17 protein-coding genes and 1 pseudogene are annotated in these 19930 nt (G+C 71.5%); 6 read left to right on the top strand and 12 right to left on the bottom strand.

The features are described from left to right. Positions 1-72 precede the first annotated feature (72 nt). From AB0B40_RS05570 to AB0B40_RS05580, 3 genes are read right to left on the bottom strand one after another with little or no spacing between them, the layout of a single operon-like run. Entirely contained in the window at positions 73-852 is a 780-nt protein-coding gene (locus AB0B40_RS05570) for a hypothetical protein (RefSeq protein WP_345057422.1), read from the bottom strand. Continuing rightward, complete coding sequence (locus AB0B40_RS05575) at positions 839-2470, bottom strand: VWA domain-containing protein (protein ID WP_345057420.1); 1632 nt, start codon at positions 2468-2470, stop codon at positions 839-841. Before AB0B40_RS05575 ends, AB0B40_RS05570 begins: the two co-directional genes overlap by 14 nt. After that, on the bottom strand, positions 2467-3741 hold the full coding sequence (locus tag AB0B40_RS05580; RefSeq protein ID WP_362263034.1) for a hypothetical protein: 1275 nt from the start codon (positions 3739-3741) through the stop codon (positions 2467-2469). Before AB0B40_RS05580 ends, AB0B40_RS05575 begins: the two co-directional genes overlap by 4 nt. Before the next feature lie 312 nt (positions 3742-4053). Here AB0B40_RS05580 and AB0B40_RS05585 point away from each other — a divergent pair, with 312 nt between their 5' ends. The 3 genes from AB0B40_RS05585 to AB0B40_RS05595 all read left to right on the top strand — a co-directional run bounded on the left by AB0B40_RS05585 (position 4054) and on the right by AB0B40_RS05595 (position 9181). Beyond that, positions 4054-5460, top strand: a complete 1407-nt coding sequence (locus AB0B40_RS05585) for a condensation domain-containing protein (protein ID WP_345057416.1) — start codon at positions 4054-4056, stop codon at positions 5458-5460. A 71-nt stretch (positions 5461-5531) separates the two neighbouring features. Further along, complete coding sequence (locus tag AB0B40_RS05590; protein ID WP_362263038.1) at positions 5532-7634, top strand: hypothetical protein; 2103 nt, start codon at positions 5532-5534, stop codon at positions 7632-7634. Further along, positions 7634-9181 (top strand): hypothetical protein, encoded by a 1548-nt coding sequence (locus AB0B40_RS05595; protein WP_362263041.1) that lies wholly within the window; start codon positions 7634-7636, stop codon positions 9179-9181. Before AB0B40_RS05590 ends, AB0B40_RS05595 begins: the two co-directional genes overlap by 1 nt. Here the strand turns inward: AB0B40_RS05595 and AB0B40_RS05600 are convergent. The 8 genes from AB0B40_RS05600 to hemL all read right to left on the bottom strand — a co-directional run bounded on the left by AB0B40_RS05600 (position 9178) and on the right by hemL (position 17447). Then, positions 9178-9645, bottom strand: a complete 468-nt coding sequence (locus AB0B40_RS05600; protein WP_345057410.1) for an SRPBCC domain-containing protein — start codon at positions 9643-9645, stop codon at positions 9178-9180. The genes AB0B40_RS05595 and AB0B40_RS05600 overlap by 4 nt on opposite strands. Before the next feature lie 48 nt (positions 9646-9693). Beyond that, positions 9694-10776, bottom strand: a complete 1083-nt coding sequence (ccsB, locus tag AB0B40_RS05605; protein ID WP_345057408.1) for a c-type cytochrome biogenesis protein CcsB — start codon at positions 10774-10776, stop codon at positions 9694-9696. Continuing rightward, the gene (locus AB0B40_RS05610; RefSeq protein ID WP_345057406.1) at positions 10773-12494 is read right to left on the bottom strand and encodes a cytochrome c biogenesis protein ResB; all 1722 of its coding nucleotides are present in this window, start codon (positions 12492-12494) and stop codon (positions 10773-10775) included. The genes ccsB and AB0B40_RS05610 overlap by 4 nt, the downstream gene beginning before the upstream one ends. Before the next feature lie 3 nt (positions 12495-12497). Next, the gene (locus AB0B40_RS05615) at positions 12498-13271 is read right to left on the bottom strand and encodes a cytochrome c biogenesis protein CcdA (protein WP_345057404.1); all 774 of its coding nucleotides are present in this window, start codon (positions 13269-13271) and stop codon (positions 12498-12500) included. Position 13272: 1 nt separating this feature from the next. Beyond that, positions 13273-13863 carry a TlpA disulfide reductase family protein gene (locus tag AB0B40_RS05620; protein WP_345057402.1) on the bottom strand — a complete coding sequence of 197 codons (591 nt, stop codon included), beginning with the start codon at positions 13861-13863 and terminating at the stop codon, positions 13273-13275. A gap of 134 nt (positions 13864-13997) precedes the next feature. Continuing rightward, positions 13998-15290, bottom strand: coding sequence for a hypothetical protein (locus tag AB0B40_RS05625; RefSeq protein WP_345057400.1), 1293 nt, complete (start codon positions 15288-15290; stop codon positions 13998-14000). Between the two features lie 145 nt (positions 15291-15435). Next, positions 15436-16131, bottom strand: coding sequence for a histidine phosphatase family protein (locus AB0B40_RS05630; protein ID WP_345057398.1), 696 nt, complete (start codon positions 16129-16131; stop codon positions 15436-15438). Continuing rightward, on the bottom strand, positions 16128-17447 hold the full coding sequence (gene hemL / locus AB0B40_RS05635; protein WP_345057396.1) for a glutamate-1-semialdehyde 2,1-aminomutase: 1320 nt from the start codon (positions 17445-17447) through the stop codon (positions 16128-16130). The genes AB0B40_RS05630 and hemL overlap by 4 nt, the downstream gene beginning before the upstream one ends. A gap of 515 nt (positions 17448-17962) precedes the next feature. Here hemL and AB0B40_RS05640 point away from each other — a divergent pair. Beyond that, entirely contained in the window at positions 17963-18400 is a 438-nt protein-coding gene (locus AB0B40_RS05640; protein WP_003974483.1) for a hypothetical protein, read from the top strand. A gap of 67 nt (positions 18401-18467) precedes the next feature. Here AB0B40_RS05640 and AB0B40_RS05645 read toward each other — a convergent pair. Further along, positions 18468-18694 (bottom strand): annotated as a pseudogene (locus AB0B40_RS05645) (site-specific integrase); the annotation flags it as partial. Between AB0B40_RS05645 and AB0B40_RS05650 the strand changes: the two are divergent. Both AB0B40_RS05650 and AB0B40_RS05655 read left to right on the top strand, forming a co-directional pair. Continuing rightward, positions 18638-18766: a hypothetical protein gene (locus tag AB0B40_RS05650; RefSeq protein WP_362263148.1), complete on the top strand. Its 129-nt coding sequence runs from the start codon at positions 18638-18640 to the stop codon at positions 18764-18766. The pseudogene AB0B40_RS05645 and the gene AB0B40_RS05650 overlap by 57 nt on opposite strands. Positions 18767-18861: 95 nt before the next feature. Next, positions 18862-19905 (top strand): serine hydrolase domain-containing protein, encoded by a 1044-nt coding sequence (locus AB0B40_RS05655; protein WP_362263049.1) that lies wholly within the window; start codon positions 18862-18864, stop codon positions 19903-19905. Positions 19906-19930: the final 25 nt, after the last annotated feature.

Consider the following 19930-nt stretch of genomic DNA (forward strand, 5'->3'; position numbering starts at 1 on the left):
GCGGCCAAGTATCGCCGACGTACCGCTTTGTCCATGCGCCCACCCCCTTCCCGGCACGGGTCCGGGTGCCGGTCAGCGGAAGACGGCGACCGGGTACTGCAGCACGATCTCCCGGGCCTCGGGGTCCCAGCTGGTCACCTTGCCCAGACAGTGCGCCTGGAACTGGCCCTCGGGCAGTTCCCGGTCCGGGGTGAGCAGCCCGTCGCCGCGCACGACGACCCGCAGGTGCGCGGCACGGCCGCCGTCCGCGTAGGGGGCCCGCATCACCAGCGTCCGGCCGCGGGTGCCGCGGGCCTCGAACCGGCCCGTGACCATGACGAACTCCCCTATCTCGCTGAGCGGCACGTCCACGGCGGCCCCGGCGCCCGCCCCGGTCCGGGCCAGCTCCCGCAGCAGGGCCCGGTTCGGGACGACCGTCCCGGAGTCCGGCCGCAGCCGCACCTCCACGAGGGCGTCGCCCCGGCGCAGCACGGACAGCAGCAGGCCGATCACCGAGATCGGCTCGCTGTTCTCCACGTACTTGGCGACCACCTCGGTGGTGCTGCCGCCGGTCACCTTGAACAGCAGGGAGACCAGCGGGATCACGGCCAGGCAGCCGGCGCTGCGGATGCGCCGCTCCTCGACCTCCTTGCGCAGCGCCGACTTGTAGTTGCCCATCTTGAACAGGCCCATGACGGCGTCGTTGTCGAGGTACAGGGGCAGATAGCTGGGGTCCTCGGGGACTTTGCCGAGCCGGGCGAGGCCGCGTCGCAGCGCGAAGCCGCCGAGCACGAGCAGGCCGGCGAACCCCGCCAGCCACCAGGCCATCGGGCCCCACCAGGCGCTCCACCAGGTGCCGTCAAGAACAGCCACGGATCTCCTTGAACGCGGTGGACAGGGACGAAGCGCGGGCGTCGACCATGCGCCCGCCGGTCACCGCGGCGACCCGGCGCAGTTCCGCCGCGTCGGCGTCGCCGAAGTGGAGGGGGTAGGTGTGCACGGCGCGGACGTCGGCGGGGCGGGCGCGGTAGCGGCTGACGAAGGTGGTGCGGCCGATGCCCGCGTTGCTCTCGCCGTCCGTCATCAGCACCAGGGACACCCGGCGCCCCGGGTCCGCGCGCAGGGTCCGCTCGGCGGTGCCGTAGCCGCGGTCCAGGGCGGACCAGACGGCGGTGGAGCCGTCGTAGCCGCCGCCGGCGACGAAGTCCGCCAGGGACGTGAGGTCGGCCGGGCCGCGCACGGTGACCGTGCGTTCCGCGAGGGGGCGCCCACCGAACCGGACGACGGTCAGCCGCTCCCCCTGGTGGAAGCGGACGAACTTGGCGGTGGCGGAGGTGTCCGCGCCGCTGAGCCCGGCGAACGCGGCCCGTAACGCCCGGGTACGGGAGCCGCGCATGGAGGTGGAGAAGTCGAGGAGGAAGATCACCTGGTCGGTGCGGCGGCGGTCCGGGTCGCCGTAGTCGGCGAGGAGCCGGTCCAGGACGGCCGGGTCGTCCGGGTAGTACAGCGCGTTGTCGAGGGGGGTCTGGAGCCGGGTGTCGCGGGTCACCTCGGTGCTGACCGGGCGGCGCAGGGTGCTGCGCATGATCTCCCGCTGGTGGCCGGTGCCGGTGAGCCACGTCACGACCCGGTCGTAGGCGTCGCGGCGGCCTGGGTCGAGCAGGAGGAGCGGGTAGTCGGACAGGACCATGCCGTCGGCGGGATGGACGATCTCCAGGGGCGTGCGGAGCCGGCCGGAGGCGTTCAGGGTGAGCAGCTCGGACTCGTAGGTGATCAGGGCGTTGGTGCGGCCGGGGCGGGAGACGAAGGCGTCCAGCAGGGCGTGGGAGCTGTCGGCGGTGAGGGTCTGCCCTGAGCGGAAGCCGCGCAGCCGGTCGCAGCTGACGTCGGAGGGGCGCAGGGCGCGGCCGGTGCCGGCCGCGGCGGTGGCGACGCCGACCAGCGCGGCGAGGCCGCTGTTGCTGTGCCGGGGGTCGGCCATGCCGAAGCGCACGGCACCGGTGGCGGCGGCGTCGGCGATGTCCGCCCAGGACAGGCGTCCGCCGGGGGCCTTGGCGCGCAGGGTCCGGGCCACCTCGGGGCTGAGGCCGACGACGACCGGGGAACGCATGATCGAGGCGCTCTGGATGCCGGTGGCGGGGGTGGTGCCGGCGGGGGCCCGCTTGGCCTTGAGCCGCAGGTACCGGTCGGAGGAGAGCCAGGCCAGGTCGTAGGAGTGGCGGCCGGTGAGGAGGGTGTCGGCCGCGTCGTTGGTCGGCCGGTAGTCCAGGTCCAGGCGGACGCCGGTGTCCTCGCGGAGCCGGTCCAGCAGCGGCCGCATGTCGGCGAGTTCGTCACTGGCCAGGACGTGCAGGGTGATGTCGGGGCCGCGGTCGTCCCCGGAGCAGGAGACGAGCCCGCCGAGGGTGGCGAGCAGGACCAGGCACAGGACGAGAGTGAGGATGCGCGGGGGCACCGGGCCGCGCGGTTCACGGGGGTCCGCGGGGCTCATGGGGCCTCCCCGGCGGGCGCCGGCCGGGTGACCGGGTCGCAGTCGCCGACCACCTCGATCATCCGCTCCAGCAGGTCGAGGCGGGGCAGTACGGCCTTGGTGTCGTCGTCGGACAGCACCGGTGCCTGGATGCCCCGCTGCCCCAGGAAGCGGGTCAGCGCGTCGCTGGTGGCGGAGCCGCCCTGGGCGTCCCGGACCCGGAAGCCCAGCTCCATCGCGCGCTGCTGCAGCGCCGGATCCGTGGTGATCAGCTCGCCGAGCCGGTCGCCGTCGGGGGTGAGGGCGATGAGCTGGGGCTCGGTGACGAACCGCGCCGACGGGTAGAGCAGGACCCGCTCGCCGTCGACGTGTCCGGTTCGGGACCGGGCGGCGATCTGGTGGGCCAGGAACTGGTGCTCGTAGATCACCGCGATCGGGGAGATGCTCTTGCCCTCGGCGGAGACGTAGGTCTCGTTCTTCTCGGAGGAGGGCATGCCCTGGTCGTTGAGCAGCAGGCGGATCCGCTCGGCGAAGCGGGCCGCCTCGGCGGGGGTCTGCGGTATCTCCTGCGCGTTCCACACGTAGGAGACCAGGCCCAGATAGGTGCCGGCGGAGTTGGCCTGGCAGATGTCGGAGGTCTGGGCGAGCACCTTGTTCCCGTTGTGGATGCCGTGCCGGCCGGTGCCCAGGTCGTCCCAGCGGCGGCCGTGGGCGGACGCCGCGAGGAACTTCTTCATGTCCAGCGAGTAGTAGAGCGGTTCCGAGCCGGCCGGCACGCCCGGTAACGGGGCGGCGATCCCGGCGTCCTGGAGCGTCTCGGCGTACTCCCGGTAGGTGCCGAGCACGATCGGGCTGACGAACGGGCGGTACGTCGTGACCGGGTGGCCCTCGGCCGCGCTCCTGCCGGTGATCAGGTCGGCGGCGGGCTGTCCGGACGGGAAGACGACGTCGTAGCCGTCGTACTTCTGGGTGGCGATCCCCCGGGATCCCATGCGGGTGATGTGCACGCGGAAGCCGTGCCGGACGAGCAGCCGCTGGACCTCGGGATCCTCGAAGAAGTCGGCCTTGGAGGCCATCTTCGCCTGGATGGTGACGATCCGTTCGAAGGGCAGCGCGGCATGGCCCTCGGCGAGGACGACGATCGCGCACAGGGCGGTGGCGGCGGCGACGGCACGCGGGAGGAGCCTGCGCACCAGGGAGCGGCGGGCGGGCGCGACCGGCGGGGCACCGAGCTTCAGGCGCGGCTCGCCGCTGCGAGGGGGTCTGTCGCTGTCGGCTCTGTCTGTGGCCACCCGGTTCTCCTGCGTCAGCGGGGGCAGGATCGTGCACGCGCGGAACGACACCGACCGAAACGGCCAACCAACCTTCGGCAGACTGGATATGAATAACCGTCAGACATTTCCGGAGGCCTGCCTTTCACAACCGGAAGCCCGGCTCGGCGACCGTCGGCTGACGCGGCCGGTCACCGACGGTTAATCACTCCCCCGTTCGGCCCGCCACCCGTTCCCGTGAAATGAACCGAACGGGCATGTCCCGGCCGCGTCCCACGGCATTGCCTTGCAGGGGGGCCCGCATCCAGGGGCCCCTTCTGCGATGGGAGACGCGTGCGAATCACTGACATCCAGCGCTGCGAGGTCCGGCCGGGACGGCTCGTCGAGTGGACGCTGAGCCCGGCGACCGTCGCGGCGGCGGCGGCACTCCCGGACGACTCCCGGCCCCCCGCCTACATCCAGGAGGCGCACATCCGCACGGCCAGGGCCGTCCGGCAGGACGGGATGTTCGTGCCGACCTGGCTCGGCACCGCCTTCGACCTGCCCGGCCCGGTCGACCTGGACGTGCTGGAGCGGGCCCTGCGCGCGTGGACCGTACGGCACGAGACGCTGCGCAGCGGCTTCCGCTGGGCCGGGGACGAACTGCGCCGGTTCACGCTCGACGCCGCCGACGTCTCCCTGTGCCGGCAGGAGGCGGGCGATTTCCCCGACGCCGACGTCCTCGTCCGGCACCTCCAGGACCGCTTCGACACGGTCGCGGACGCGCTGCGCTGGCCGAACCTGCTCTACACGGCGGTCGTCCGGGACGACGGCGCCAGCGTCTACCTGGCCTTCGACCACAGCAACGTCGACGCCTACTCCCTGCAGCGGATCCCCGCCGAGATCCACGAGCTGTACGCGGCGTTCCTGGCCGGGACCGAACCCGGCGCCGGCACCCCGCCCGCCAGTTACGTCGACTTCTGCGAGATCGAGCGGGCCCACGCGGACGGCATCGACGGCCGGCACGTGATCGTGGACCGCTGGCGGGAGTTCATCCGCCGCTGCGACGGCACGCTGCCGGGGTTCCCGGTCGAACTGGGCCTGGCGCCGGGCGGCCCGCTGCCCCCGCAGCGGATGCTGTGCGAGCCGCTGGCGGACGCCCAGGAGGCGGCGGCGTTCGAGGCGTACTGCCGGCCCTACGGCGGCAGCCTGGTCGGGCTGCTGGCCGCGACCGGTCTCATCGTGCACGAACTCGGCGGGCAGCCGGTGTACCGGACGGTGGTGCCCTTCCACACCCGGGTGAAGTCACGGTGGAGCGACTCGGTGGGCTGGTACGTGGGCGGCGCCCCGATCGAGGTGCCCGTGGACCGCCTCCGCGGCTTCCCGGAGGCCCTGCGGGCGGTGCGCGCCGAGCTGCAGGCGAACCGGTCGCTGGCCCGGATGCCGCTGGCCCGGGTGCTGAGCCTGCTCGACGCGGACTTCCGGCCGGCCTCCCCGGACCTGTACTCGATCGTCTCCTACCTGGACACCCGCGCCCTGCCCGGCGCCGCGCGGTGGGCGGAGCTGAAGGCGTACGGGCTGCTGCGGGTGTCGTACGGGGACCAGGTGTGCGTGTGGGTGAACCGGCTGCCGGAGGGGCTGTGGCTGGCGAGCCGGTACCCGGACACGGACGTCGCGGCGAAGAACATGCGGCTGTACGTCGAGCGGCTGCGGGACCGGATCGCCTCGGTGGCCCACGGAAGCCTCCCGGCGGTTTCGTGACCCAACGGTCATCACGGACCCTGGCCCGAAGCAACTCTCCCTTTCTACACTTCCGTTGAGGGGGAGATGCGGTGCACAGACGGTTGCACGGGCGGGGAGCACTGTTCGACGTCGATCCGGCCGGGCTCGCGCCGCGGCTCGTGGGCCTGCGCCCGCACCAGCACCGCGCACATCCGTACGAACACCCGGACGAACCGCCGTTCGTGGTGCTCACCGGGGCGCGCGGGCTCGGCAAGAGCGCGGTCCTCGCCGAGCTGCGGGACGCCTACCGGGGCCATACGCCGGTCGCGCTGGCCGACTGCGCGCAGGACCAGTTCCGGGCCCCGCCCGCGGACCGGCCCGCCGACTCCTGGTCGCCGCTCGGACAGGCGCTGCTGGTGATCGCCGAGCAGCTCGCCGCGCCGGTGACGGGAGCCGGCCGGATCACCTTCCCGCGGCTGATGTCGGGCCTGGTCGCGGTGGCCGCCGGCGGCTGGGGCGACGCCGACTCGGAGCGCATCCGCCGGGAGGTCGAGCGCATCCTGCTGCTGAACGAGAGCGGCTCGTGGATCAGCGGGCTGGCGGGGCGCTGGGCCGGCAAGGTGGCGGCCAAGGTGGTCGCCGCGGCCACCGGCACCGGGCCGCTGGTGTCGGGGGCCATCGAGGCGACGCTGGAGTCCGTCGCCGAGGGGTTCACCAGCCGCCGGCACCAGAAGGCGTCGGTGTGGTACCGCACCTATCCGAACGCGGGCGGCAACGCCCAGCGCGGACTGATCCTGCTGTCCCAGCACTTCCGGGACGGCGGCGGCTCCCGCGAGCACGCCGAGCGGTATCTGGTGCGGGCGCTGCTGGCCGACCTGACGGAGGCGTACGCGGGGGTGCTGCCGCGGATGCAGCGGCTGGGCCGGCCGCTGGTGCTGCTGGACAACGCGCAGTCGGCGCCCGGCCCGGGGCTGGTGGCGGCCGTACTGCGGGACCGCACCGAGGGCATCGCGGACCGGGTGGCGTTCGTCGCGGCCCGGCGCGGCGAGGGCCGCGGGGAACTGCCGGGCGGGGTGCGCCGGGAGCTGGCGGAGGTGGCCCGGCGCTGCGACTGGGCGCCGGACGCGGCCCCCTCCTCCCGGGCGCTGCTGCTGGCGCTGCCGCCGCTGAGCCCGGACGACACCCTGCACATCATCGGCGCGGTCTGTGAGAACACCGCCGTACCTCCCCGGCTGCCGCATGCCGCGCACCGGCTGACCGGCGGGAACCCGCTGGGCATCGTGCTGCTCGCCGAGGCGGCGGCGCAGGCCCCGGCCGGGACGTCCTCGCTGGGCGAACTCCTCACGGCGGGGTTACGGACCGACGAGGACGAGCCCGCCGTGCCCGCCTACGAGGCGCTGCTGGACCGGCTGGTGCCGGCCGAGCACCTGGACGAGCTGACCGTGCTGGCCGCCGCCCACGATCACGGCTCGGCCTGCGCGCTGGCCGCGGCGCTGCTGCCGGACACCTTCGGCCCGGCGAGCGTGCGGGCGCTGCAGACGCGGCTCGCCGAGGAGGGGCTGCCCGCCGTGCCGGGCCGGTTCGTCGGCGACCCGTTCGTGCGCACCCTGCTGTTGCTGCGCCTCCATCTGCGGGACGCCGACCACGCGTCGTGGCGTACCGCGCACGAGACGCTGATCGGCCACTATCCCGGCGCCGGGCACTCCCGGTACCGGCTGCACCACGAACTCGCGCTCGGGGAGACGGAGGCGGCGGTCGGCCACCTGCGGGACACCTTCCCCACCGCGGATCCGCGGGCCTGGCTGCGCACCCTGCGCTTCATCGCCTCCGCCTCCTACTTCCACGCGCACGACGCCGAGGGCCGCGACTTCACCGGCCGCGGCGACCGGCGGTCCGCGGTCGCGCTCGGCCGCACGGACGCCGAGTACGCGGTGCCGGAGGGCGTGGACGCCGTACTGCACCTGCGGATACGGCGGCTGCTGCACGCGGTGTGGCTGCTGACGGACCCGCTGGTGCTGCCCGACCCGCAGGTGTGCGACCGGCTCCGTTTCGAGCTGGAGCAGCTGTCCAACCTGCGTCCGGCGGGCAACGCGCTGCTGTGGCGGGCCTCCCGGGACTGGCCGGCGGCGGCGCTGGCCGGGCGCCCGATGGACGGCCCCGGCTCCGCGGCGGACGCGGACGACGGCCCGGACGACCGGAGGGGGGAGGCGTGATGGCACGCAGGGGTGTGGGCACGTGGATACGCGAGGGCGTGTGGGAGATCCCGCTGCGCCGCTACACGGCCCTGCTGGTGGCGGCGGCCGTGGTGGCGGGCCTGGTGTTCGGCGTCCGGTCGCTGCTGCACGAGGACCGGTCCTGCGGGCCCGGGGTGAGCCGGCCGGAGGGCAGCGACGAGTGCGTGGGCGTGGCGACCGGGCCGTACGACTTCGGGCAGCCCCGGCTGCGCGACACCGTCCGGGCGATCGGCCGGGAGAACGACCGTCTCGCGCCCGGGAGCTATGTGACGGTGGCGCTGATGCTGCCGTACACCTCCACGTCAGCGACCAGCCTGAACGACATCCGCCACCAGCTCCAGGGCGCCTACCTGGCCCAGTACCGGGCCAACCACGACTCCAACGGGGAGCGCCCGCAGATCCGGCTGGTGCTCGCCAACCCGGGGGCGACCGGCGCGCACTGGCGGCAGACGGTCGGACAGTTGGCCGCGATGACGAAGAGCGCGGACCGGCTGCGGGCGGTCGCAGGCATCGGACAGAGCACCTACGCCAACAAGCAGGCCGTCACGGAGCTGACCCGGCAGGGCGTCCCGGTGGTCGGCTCCTCCATCACCGCCGACGACCTCGCCAACGGGCAGCGCGGCAAGGACCCCTTCCCGGGGCTGGCCCGGGTGGCGCCGACCAACACCGACGAGGCCCGCGCGCTGGCCTCGTTCGCCAAGGTGAGCGCGGGCAAGGCGCTGCTGGTGTACGACAAGCCCGGCGACCCGTACACGCGGACCCTTCAGGAGTCGTTCGCGGCGCTGATCAAGGGCTCGCCGTACGAGCCGCAGCCGTTCACGCCGCCCGGGGACCGCAGCGAGGAGGGCACGACCGCGAACACCTTCCGGCAGATCACGCACCTGGTGTGCGACACCTCCCGGGAGACGGACACGATCCTGTTCGCGGGCCGGCACACCCAGCTGCGCCAGTTCATCAACGCCCTGGGCGGCCGGGGCTGCCAGGACCGCAGGTTCACCGTGCTGACCGGTGACGAGGCCTCGTACCTGACCCATGAGAAGGACCTGGACCGCGGCGCGCTGCGGCACAACCTCTCCGTGCGCTACACCTCCCTCGCCCATCCGGACGCCTGGGCGAGGGATCCGGGGCCGACGGGCGGCTCGGCGGCCGACTTCGCGGTGCTGCGGGGGCTGCTGGCGGACGCGTCCCGGGAGCCGATGGGCCCGATCGGCTCCGTCGCCCTGGACGACGGGCAGCTGATCATCGGTTACGACGCCCTTCAGCTCGTGGTGCACGGCGTCCGCGAGGCGGTGCCGGCCGGCCGGGCCGTCCCGGCGCTCGCGGACGTCGGCCTGCAGTGGCCGCAGGTCAAGGGCTCGCTGCGGGTGGACGGGGCGAGCGGCTGGATCTGCCTGGACGTGCACGGCAACCCGTACGACAAGGCGGTGCCGATCGTGGAGCTGACTCCCGAGGGCGGTTCGCGCTTCGTGCGGATCGCCTGGCCGGAGGGGAAGCCGCCGGGGAAGGAGTGCCTGCCGCCGTCCTAGGTGAACTGCCCGGGGAGGGGCTCGCGCGGCTCCGGGTCCGGCGACGGCCCGGGGCCCGGCCGGCTCTCCGGGGACTCCAACATGTCGATCAGGCGTTCGAAACGGGTCCGCCAGCGCTGCTCCGACTCCTCCTCGCCCTGGAACTCGTGCGTGAAGCGGAGGGCGCAGCCGTCCTCCTCGCGCTCCAGGTGGAACCGGATCCGGCCGCCGCCCTCCACCGTGTACTCCGCGACCCGGTCCACGTCCCAGGCGGTGACCTCCCCGCTGCCCAGGTCACGCAGGGTGACCGCACCGCCGAGCCGGGGTTCGAGCACCTCGGCCGGGGTGAACCAGGCCGCCAGCCCCTCGGGCGTGGCCACCGCGGGCCAGACGTCCTCCATACGCCGCGGGAACCGCACCGTGAGGTGCAGGATGTGCGTGTTCCCGTGGGTCTGGCTGGTGCCCTGTGCGATGGAACCGCTCATGACACCAGCCTGACCCCCGGCCCGGGGTTGCGCACGCGGTTACGGCGGTCACACGCCCGCGTACGAGTGCTTTCCGGAGACGAAGATGTTGACGCCGTAGTAGTTGAACAGCCAGCAGCCGAAGGCGATCATCGCCAGGTAGGCGGCCTTGCGGCCCTTCCAGCCGGCCGTGGCCCGCGCGTGCAGGTAGCAGGCGTAGGCGATCCAGGTGATGAAGGACCAGGTCTCCTTCGGGTCCCAGTTCCAGTACCGGCCCCAGGCGTCGCCCGCCCAGATCGCACCCGCGATGATCGTGAACGTCCACAGCGGGAAGACGGCCGCGTTCACCCGGTAGGCGAACTTGTCCAGGGAGGCGGAGGCGGGCAGCCGCTCCAGCACCGAGGTGGCGAACCTGCCGGGCGTGCCGCCGGTCTGGAGCTTGTTCTCGTACGAGTCCTTGAACAGGTACAGGATCGTGGCGACCGCGCCGACGTAGAACACCGCGCCGCAGAAGATCGCGGTGGAGACGTGGATGTACAGCCAGTACGAGTGCAGGGCCGGCACCAGCTGGTCGCTGGCCGTGTACAGGACGGTGACCGCGAGGCCGAGGTCGAGCAGCACGGTCGTGATGAGGAACAGCCCGAGCCAGCGCACGTTCTTCTTCAGCGCCAGCAGCCCGAGGTACACGCCGACGGCGACCGTGGAGAAGGTGATGTTGAACTCGTACATGTTGCCCCACGGCGCCCGCTGCACGGAGGCCGCGCGGGCGACGACACCGACCAGCTCCACCAGGAACGCCAGCGCGGTGAGGGAGACGGCGATACGCCCGTAGAGGTCGCCCTGCTCGTCGCCGCCGTGCGCGCCGGGCCCGTCCGGCACGTCCCGCGCGCCGGACGCCGAGCGCACGACGACCTTGGGCCGCTCCAGCACGGTGGTGCCTCCCGCCCGCTGGACGGTGACGGCGGGGGCGCCCGTCGTCCGTGCGCCGTCGGCGGTGAGCGCGGCGGCCGTACGGGCGACCTTGCTGCGGCTGCCGAACAGCCACTCGGCGATGTAGGCGAAGAAGGCCAGGGTGTAGACGGCCATCGACGAGTAGATCAGCGTGTTGCTGAGACTCGCGAGATGTTCGTTGGTGGCGGCGGCGAGAGTCACTTCTCAGCCCCTTCGGCAGGTACGGCTTGAGTGTCGGGGGTTTCTGCTGGTTCGGCGTCGGGGGCGGCAGGGGGTTCGGGGGCGCCCGGCACCGCGTCGTAGAGGTGTCCGGCGAGGGCGCCCAGTTCCTCGGGCACCTTCGACGATTCGCTGCGGCCGAGGCCGGCCATCTCGACCACCGTCACACCGTCGGCACCGCGCACCGCCCGTACCCACACACGGCGGCGCTGGATGAACAGGGACCCGGCGAGACCGAAGATCGCGGCGACGGCGCCGCCGAGCGCCCAGCCGCTGCCCCGCTCCTGGACGATCTCGAAGCCGGCCCACTCCTTGATGTCCTTGTCGAAGGTCACGGACCCGGCGCCGTTCGGCAGCTTCATGGTCTCGCCGGGCCTGAGGTTCACCCTCAGCTGTGCGCCCTTGGCGTCCTTGAAGTCCTTCATGTGGGTCTTGTCGAGCTGGTACACGCTCTGCGGAAGTCCCGAGTTGACGCCGAGGTCGCCGTGGTAGGGCTCCAGGTTCAGCACCGGGTTCAGCAGCGCGGGGAAGGCGGAGGAGATCTCCATCCCGGGACCGCCGTAGGTCGGCAGGAAGAAGGCCTTGATGCCGAGCTGGTCCTTCGCGCCCCGCGCGTCACGGTAGTCGTCCATGACCTTGATGACGCCCTGCGAGGTGACGTTGCCGTCGAGCGGCAGCAGCGGGACGGCGTCCTGGAAGACGACCTTTCCCTTGCCGTCCCGGACGGTGATGACGGGCGCGTAGCCGTGGCTGACCAGGTAGACCTTGGCGTCGTCGATCTTCAGCGGCTCGTTGACCTTGACGGTGGTCGACTTCTCCTTGCCGTACGCGCCCTGGCTGTACCTGATCTTCGCCTCGTAGGTGCGCGGGGTGCCCTTGTTGGGGCCGCTGACCTCGTAGGTGCCCTCGAAGTCCTTGAGGTCGAAGCTGAACGGGACCAGGTCGTCGGTGCGGAAGAGGCTGCCGGACTTGAAGTCGTCGTACTGCGGCAGGGCGTTCGCGAAGCCGTCGCCCTCCACCACCAGCTTGGTGCCGTCCGACTTGTACAGCTGGCCGGAGGCGAACGCGACCAGCAGCACGATCAGGGCGATGTGGAAGACCAGGTTGCCCGTCTCACGCAGGTAGCCCTTCTCGGCGGCGACGGCGTCACCGGCCGTGTGGGCGCGGAAGCGGCGCTTCTTCAGCAGGGCCAGCGCGGCCTCGCGGACCTGCTCCGGGTCCGCCTCGGTGCGCCATGTCGTGTACGCGGGCAGCCGGGTCAGCCGCTTGGGGGCGGCCGGCGGACGGCCGCGCAGCTGGCCGACGAACTGCCAGGTGCGGGGGATGATGCAGCCGATGAGGGAGACGAACAGCAGGATGTAGATCGCGGAGAACCACACCGAGCTGTAGACGTGGAACAGGCCGAGCTTGTCGTAGACCGGCGCCAGCGTCCGGTGGGCGGCCCGGAAGTCCTCGACCTTGCCCGCGTCGGCGCCGGTCTGCGGGATCAGCGAGCCGGGGATCGCGCCGAGCGAGAGCAGCAGGAGCAGCAGCAGCGCGACCCGCATGGAGGTCAGCTGCCGCCAGAACCAGCGCGCCCAGCCGATGACACCGAGGCCCGGCACGCCCGCCGGTTCCTCCTGCGGGGCGGTGGACAGCTGGGAACCGGCGGCTCCCAGGTCCTCCTGCTCCCGGCTGTTGTCGGTGTCGGTCTTGCTCATCGGTCAGATCCCCACATTGAAGCCGTCGGACCAGGTCTGCATCTGCTGGATCAGGCCGCTCCAGGCGCCGGTCAGCAGCAGCACACCGGTCACGATCATCATCGAGCCGCCGATGCGCATCACCCACACATAGTGGCGCTTCACCCAGGCGAAGGCGCCCAGCGCCTTGCGGAAGCCGATCGCGGTGAGGACGAAGGGCACGCCGAGGCCGAGGCAGTAGACCACCATCAGCAGGGAGCCGCGCGCGGCGCTCGACTCGTTGAAGGAGAGCAGGTTCACCGAGGAGAGCGTCGGGCCCATGCAGGGCGTCCAGCCGACACCGAAGAGGGCGCCGAGGACCGGCGCCCCGAGCAGGCCGCCCGTCGGCCGCTTGTGGAAGCGGAACTCCCGCATGGTGAACCAGGGCATCAGACCCATGAAGAACACGCCCATGGCGATCATGAGCACACCGAGCACCCTGGACAGGGTGCCCTGGTAGTCGATCAGGTTGGCGCCGAAGTAGCCGAAGAGCGCCCCGCTGGAGACGAACACGGCGCTGAAGCCGAGGACGAACAGGGAGGCGCCGGCGACCATCCGCCCCCGTCTGGCCTCGGCCAGGTCGGTGCCCGCGACGCCCGTCACGTAGGAGAGGTAGCCGGGGACCAGCGGCAGCACGCAGGGCGAGAAGAAGGAGACGAGCCCGGCGAGCAGGGCGAGCGGCAGGGCCACCGGCAGGGCGCCGTGCAGGACCGTCTGGTTCCGGCCGGTCTCCGCGGCCAGCGTCAGCAGCGCGCTCACGTCACTTCTCCGCGAGGACCGGCTTGAGCATCTCCAGCAGGCCCGTGTCGTCGAGCGCCTCCAGGGCCCGCGCGGCGACCTTGCCCTTGCGGTCGATGATGAGCGTGGAGGGGACGAGCTGCGGGTTGAGGGTGCCCTTCTTGAAGCGGAGCATCAGCTTGCCCGTGGGGTCGTACAGGCTCGGGTACTCGACGCCGTGGTCGCGCTCGAAGGCGAGGGCGGGGGTGGTGCTGGTGTCCCGCGTGTTGATGCCGACGAACTGGACACCCTTGTCCTTGTACTCCTTGGAGACCTTGGCGAAGTACTGCGCCTCGCTGCGGCACGGCCCGCACCACGAGCCCCAGACGTTGACGACGACGACCTTGCCCTTGTAGTCGGCGACGTCGAGGGTCTTGCCGTCGACGGTCTTGCCGGACAGGTCCGGGGCCGTGGCGCGCTTGCCGGCCGGGACGGTGTCGATGCCGTTGTCGCCGGTGACGAAGTTGGTGTCGCCACCGCCACCGGAGATGCCGCCCTTGCCGCACGCGGACAGGGTCAGGGCCGCTGCGGCGGCCGCGGCGGTGAGCAGGGCGGCGCGGCTACGGGTACTCATGTGAAAAGTTTCGCATGCCTGTTCCGGGGATTTCGCCCGGCCCCCCGCCGGGCGGAAAACCGCATTTCAGGACGTACTTACACAGGGCATTTCGGACACCCTGCCAGATCAGGCGGCCAGATCAGGCGGCTGGATCAGGCGGCATCGGAGGAGGCCGACCCGCCCGCCCGCAGGAACTCCTTCCAGCCCCCGGCGGGCCGCTGTCCCACACCGAGCGTGCGCAGCTTGGCGAGCACCTCGGGCTTCTGCACGTCGATCCAGTCCACGAACTGCCGGAAGGAGACCAGCCGCACGTCGGCGCCCTTCTCCTTCTCGCGCGCGATGTGCTTGAAGGCCTCCTCGACGGAGTCCATGTAGATGCCGCCGTTCCACTTCTCGAAGTGGTTGCCGATGAAGAACGGCGCCCGGTTCGTCTCGTACGCCCGCTGGAAGCCCTGGATGTACGCCTGCGCGGACTGCTTGCGCCAGCCCGGGTAGTTGTAGGCGGGCGCCTTGGTCGAGTTCACCGACTGGTTGGCGAGCATGTTGTAGTCCATGGACAGGACCTCGAAGGAACGTCCGGGGAAAGGTATCTGCTGCAAGGGCAGGTCCCATATGCCCATGCGCTTCTCCGGCCACACCTGACGGCCGCCCGGCGAGGAGGCGTCGTAGCGCCAGCCCAGCTCGCGGGCCTTGGGCAGCAGGTTGTTCTGGCCGAGCAGACAGGGCGTACGGCCGCCGACCAGTTCCTTGTCGTAGTCGAACGGCAGGGAGGGCAGATCGGTCCAGCCGGAGTTGGTCCGCCACTCCTTCACGAACGCCTTGGCCTGCTGGATCTCGCTCCCCCACTGCTGCGGGGTCCAGTTCCCGACCGTGCCCGAGCCGGCGCAGAAGTGCCCGTTGAAGTGGGTGCCGATCTCGTGGCCCTCCAGCCAGGCCCGGCGTACGTTCTGCAGCGTGGCCTTGATGTGCTCGTCGGTGAGGTAGCCGATGTCGGAGGCGCCGCGCGGGTTGTTCGGGGGCTCGTACAGCCGCTTCTTCGACTCGGGCAGCAGGTACAGCCCCGAGAGGAAGAAGGTCATGCTCGCGCCGTGCTCCTTGGCCAGGTCCAGGAAGCGCGGGAAGAGGCCGTTGCCGACCTCCCCGGCGCCGTCCCAGGAGAAGACCACGAACTGCGGCGGGGTCTGTCCCGGCTCCAGCGGCTCGGGCCTGGCCGGCTGGTGCGGCTGCCTGCCGGTGAAGGAGGTGGAGCCGTCACCGATGGGCCGCGCCGGGTGGGCGCCCGCCCCGCTCCCCTGCCCGGTACCCCCCTTGCCGGAACCGTCCGGGTGCCCGGCGCCGTCCGAGGACGTGACACCGCCGCAGCCGGCGAGCGACACGGCGGCCGCCGCGCCCGCGCCGAGGCCGAGTACTCCCCTGCGGGAGTGGGTCCGGGAGAAGGTGCGCATGGAAGTCCCCGATCGTCGCCACCTGCTGGTTCATCCAGTCAGAGGGTGTGATGATCGGGGAGGTTCCGTTCAATTGTGTGCTTTTCGTAACAGGTACTGAGAAGGCGCGCCAAGCCATCCCAAAAGGACGGCCGATGACGTCCGCTCAGGCCCCGAAGGCCTTCCCCTGGGCCGCGCCCTTGCCCTTCTGGGGCTTGGCACCGGCGCGCAGGTGGGCCGGGACGAGATCGATGGCGGGCTCGCTGTAGCCCACGGACACGATCCTGTCGCCCTGATATGTGAAAGTCGTCAGGGAGGCCAGGGTGCACTGCCGCTTGCGCGGGTCGTGCCACAGCCGGCGCCGCTCGACGTACGACCGCACGATCCAGATCGGCAGCTGGTGGCTGACGAGCACCGCCTCGTGCCCGCGCGCCTGGTCCCTGGCCGCGTTCAGCGCGCCCGTCATCCGCACGACCTGGTCCACGTACGGCTCGCCCCAGGACGGCCGGAACGGGTTGACGAGGTGCTTCCAGTTGTCCGGGTTGCGCAGCGCGCCGTCCCCGACGCCGAACGTCTTGCCCTGGAAGACGTTCTCGGCCTCGATCAGCCGCTCGTCGGTGGCGAGGTCCAGCCCGTGCGCCTTGGCGATCGGGGTGGCGGACTCCTGCGCCCGCTCCAACGGGGAGGCGCAGACGTAGGTCACGTCCCGCGGGGCGAGGTGCTCGGCCACCCGCTCGGCCATCTGCCGGCCCAGCTCGGACAGGTGGTAGCCGGGCAGCCGCCCGTACAGGATCCCGTCCGGGTTCTCGACCTCGCCGTGCCGCATGACGTGGACGACGGTGATGTCCTTGGAGTCGCTCATTCTGCCGTGGCCTCCGCAGCCGCACGGGCCGCCGCCGGAAGGGCGTCGGCGATCTTCTGAACGGCCCGCTCGTCGTGGGCCGTGGACACGAACCAGGACTCGAAGGACGACGGCGGCAGGTAGACGCCGTTCGCCAGCAGCGAGTGGAAGAACGCGGTGAAGCGGTACGACTCCTGCCGCTTGGCGTCCTCGTAGGTGCGTACCCGCCGGTCCGTGAAGAACACGGAGAACATGTTGGAGGCGGTCTGCACCCGGTGCGCGACGCCCTCCTTGGACAGCGCCTCGCCGACCAGCGTGCGGATCTGCTCGGAGACGGCGTCGACCTTGTCGTACGCGGCGTCGTCGAGCAGCCGCAGCTGGGCCAGGCCGGCGGCGGTGGCGACGGGGTTGCCCGAGAGCGTGCCGGCCTGGTACACGGGCCCGGCCGGCGCGAGGTGGGCCATGACGTCGGCACGGCCGCCGAACGCCGCCGCGGGGAAGCCGCCGCCCATGACCTTGCCGAAGGTCATGAGGTCGGGCCTGACACCGTCCACGCCGTACCACCCGGCGCGGCTGGTGCGGAACCCGGTCATCACCTCGTCGGAGATGAAGAGGGCGCCGTTCTTGCCGCAGGCGTCCTTCAGGCCCTGGTTGAACCCGGGGTCCGGCGGCACGACGCCCATGTTGCCGGGCGACGCCTCGGTGATCACGCACGCGATCTCACCGGGGTGCCGGTGGAACGCCTCGTTCACGGCCTCCAGGTCGTTGTACGGCAGCACGATCGTGTCGCCCGCCTGGGCACCGGTGACACCGGGCGTGTCGGGCAGCGCGAAGGTGGCCACGCCCGAGCCGGCCGAGGCGAGCAGCGAGTCGACGTGCCCGTGGTAGCAGCCGGCGAACTTGATCACCTTGGAGCGGCGGGTGAACCCGCGGGCGAGCCGGATGGCGGACATGGTCGCCTCGGTGCCGCTGCTGACGAGCCGCACCTGCTCCACGGGCTCCACGCGGGCGACGATCTCCTCGGCGAGTTCCACCTCGCCCTCGCCGGGCGTACCGAAGGACGTACCGCGGCCGACGGCCTCCTGGACGGCGGCGATGACCTCGGGGTGGGAGTGCCCGAGGATCATGGGCCCCCAGGAGCAGACCAGGTCGACGTACTCGCGCCCGTCGGCGTCGGTGAGATAGGCCCCCTTGCCCGACACCATGAACCGGGGGGTGCCGCCGACGGCGCGGAAGGCGCGCACCGGGGAATTGACTCCGCCCGGCGTGACGACGGAGGCGCGGTCGAAGAGCGCCTGTGAGGCGGGCGCGTCGTAGGGATAGGGCGTTTCGCTCATGGCACTCATGACGTGCGGCTTCTCCGGCTTCTCGGACTCCGGTTGCGGGGTGACCTCCTCAGGGTAGGCCGCGCCCCGGGCGGACCGCGGACGACCTCAAGATCAAAGCATCGCCATCCGGCGGGCATCTGCGAGACTGAGAGCTGATACACAGAGCCCATACGCACGTAATCATCAGGGCCGGATGATCAGGGGCCGGATGTTCCCCGTGGACTGTTGTTCCACCGCACGTTTCGGCGGGCGGCCGTGGGGGAGGTCACTGACACGATGATCGGGTTGCGCGGCGGGGGCCACGCGTCCTAGAAAAGCAGTCGGGTGGAGATATGCATCGCGGTGGCGGACTGGGCGAGGGGACTGATGACCTGGGTCCTCGACGTGCCCGGCGGGGAAGGCACCGGCGCGAGGCGGAGGAGACGACCGAAGCACGTCAGAGAGACACACATCAGGCTGACGCACGTGAGGCACAGGGGCTGCGCGCCGACCGTCTGCGGGCGGGAAGCAGGAACGGTGGTCGGGTGGGGGTGACGTACAAATACTTCGGCGCGCCGGACGGCGCGACCGCGGCCCGTGTCCCCATCTCGATGCGGCCCGAGGAACTCGGCGGCGACGAGCTGGGCATGAACGGCATGTTCACCAAGATCAAGCCGGAGACGATGGCCGCGATGGTACTGACGGGCATCGAGGGCGTCCCCCTGCACAAGGTCCCGCCCCTGGAACTGGTCGTCCTGCACCCCGACTACGCGGTCGTCAAACTGCCCATGACGGTGGTCGACCCCCTGCGCGGCATCGGCGAGGAAGCGGTCGGCGCGGCGGCCTTCATCTGGTCGACGGTCCCGGACCGCGGCGGCCCACGGGACGCGTTCAACGTCTACCAGCTGCTGCACGAGTGGCAGGACTTCTCACACCGGCTGCATGAGGCGGGGCATCAGCCTTATTGCCTGGTTTGGCCCTGAGCTGGGGTTTCGGTGGGTTCGGGCGGGGCTTGCGGGCTCCGCCCTCGTCATGTGCTGGGAGGGGCCGTCACGCGGCCAGGGCACATTGAGGGCACCCGCGTTTCTCTGGGGCACTGATGTGCCCTGAGCTTCTTCTGCAGGGGCTCCGGTGAAGGCGTCGTCGATCGCCTTGCGGGTGCGGATCTCGCTGGACGGCAGCAGGTGCGTGTACGTCCGCAGCGTGAAGCCCGGGTCCGAGTGGCCGAGGTACTCGGAGAGCGCCTTGATGCTCTCGCCCGCATCCAGGAGCACGGCGCCAACGCGGCTCGCCATCCCCTCTCGGCGACCGCACGGTCCCTGACCGACCTCGGCCGACAGCTCACCTGAAGCGACCGCCGGACGACCCGACACGGTCACTACCCGAACCACCCCGCGAACGTCACTACGCTGACCGACGGGATACCCCGGCGAAGAGGGAGACCATGACGTACGACCTCGACCGCATCGAAGCCCTGCTCGACGAGGGAGTCCGCGACAAGGTGTATCCCGGCGCCGTGTGGGCCGTCGGCGACGCCACCGGCACCCTCGCCCAGAGCACCACCGGCGTCCTCGACCCCGACGAGCCGGACGTGCCGATGCGCACCGACACTGTCTTCGACGCGGCCAGCCTCACCAAGATCCTGGCGGTCTGGTCCTCCATCGGCGCCCTGTGGGAGGACGGCACCCTCGACCTCGACCAGCCGCTCGGCAGCTTCTGGCAGGAGGTCACCGGACATCCACTCGGAGCCGTCACCGCTCGGCAGCTGCTGACGCACACCGCCGGCGTCCCACTGCGGGCGCAGCTGAAGAACCTCTACGGCACCGACCCGGACGACATCCGCCGCGGCGTACTGCACGAGCCACTCCACCGGTCACCCGGCGAAGCCGTCGAGTACACCGATCGCGCCGCCCTCATCCTTGGCTACCTCGCCGAACACCTCTCCGGCCACCCCTTGGACCAACTGGCCACCGCCCGCACCTGGCACCCGCTGGGCATGACCGGCACCCGCTTCGGCCCCCTGCCCGCCGACCTCGCCGCCCGCTGCGCTCCCACCGAACTCGACCAGGACACCGACACCCATCTCAAGGGAGTCGCCCACGACTTCTCTGCCCGCCTCCTGGGAGGCGTCTGCGGCATCGCAGGCGTCTTCACCGTCCTCAACGACCTCGCCACCTTCCTCCGGTACATGCTCGGCCCTGCCGCGTCCCATGTGCGGGCTGGTTTCGGCAGCGAGTGGATCACACGCTCCCTGACCATCGAGACTGGTGAGCTCCTACCGGCTCGTGGCCTGTTCTGGCATCCCGCTCCCGGCACCACCACCGAGGAGGACGTCTGGGTGCACTACGGCTTCACCGGCACAGGCATGTGGATCTCCCCCACCGAGGGCCGCTGGGCGGTGCTCCTGACCAACAAGCTTTACTACACAAGGGATCGCGGGCCATTGACCGAGGTTCGCAACAGCTTCCGTGAACTCGCCTTCAGGTGAGGCAGCAAGCCAGGTGGTGCAGCTG

The sequence above is a fragment of the Streptomyces sp. NPDC042638 genome (assembly GCF_040647235.1).
GTDB classification, from domain to species: Bacteria; Actinomycetota; Actinomycetes; order Streptomycetales; family Streptomycetaceae; genus Streptomyces; species Streptomyces rameus.

Excerpts from the sequence above, each read along its gene's own strand:
- AB0B40_RS05575 (WP_345057420.1), bottom strand. The coding sequence starts at position 2,470 with ATGAGCCCCGCGGACCCCCGTGAACCGCGCGGCCCGGTGCCCCCGCGC.
- AB0B40_RS05595 (WP_362263041.1), top strand. The coding sequence starts at position 7,634 with ATGGCACGCAGGGGTGTGGGCACGTGGATACGCGAGGGCGTGTGGGAG.
- AB0B40_RS05600 (WP_345057410.1), bottom strand. The coding sequence starts at position 9,645 with ATGAGCGGTTCCATCGCACAGGGCACCAGCCAGACCCACGGGAACACG.
- AB0B40_RS05610 (WP_345057406.1), bottom strand. The coding sequence starts at position 12,494 with ATGAGCAAGACCGACACCGACAACAGCCGGGAGCAGGAGGACCTGGGA.
- AB0B40_RS05620 (WP_345057402.1), bottom strand. The coding sequence starts at position 13,863 with ATGAGTACCCGTAGCCGCGCCGCCCTGCTCACCGCCGCGGCCGCCGCA.
- AB0B40_RS05625 (WP_345057400.1), bottom strand. The coding sequence starts at position 15,290 with ATGCGCACCTTCTCCCGGACCCACTCCCGCAGGGGAGTACTCGGCCTC.
- AB0B40_RS05630 (WP_345057398.1), bottom strand. The coding sequence starts at position 16,131 with ATGAGCGACTCCAAGGACATCACCGTCGTCCACGTCATGCGGCACGGC.
- hemL (WP_345057396.1), bottom strand. The coding sequence starts at position 17,447 with ATGAGCGAAACGCCCTATCCCTACGACGCGCCCGCCTCACAGGCGCTC.
- AB0B40_RS05655 (WP_362263049.1), top strand. The coding sequence starts at position 18,862 with ATGACGTACGACCTCGACCGCATCGAAGCCCTGCTCGACGAGGGAGTC.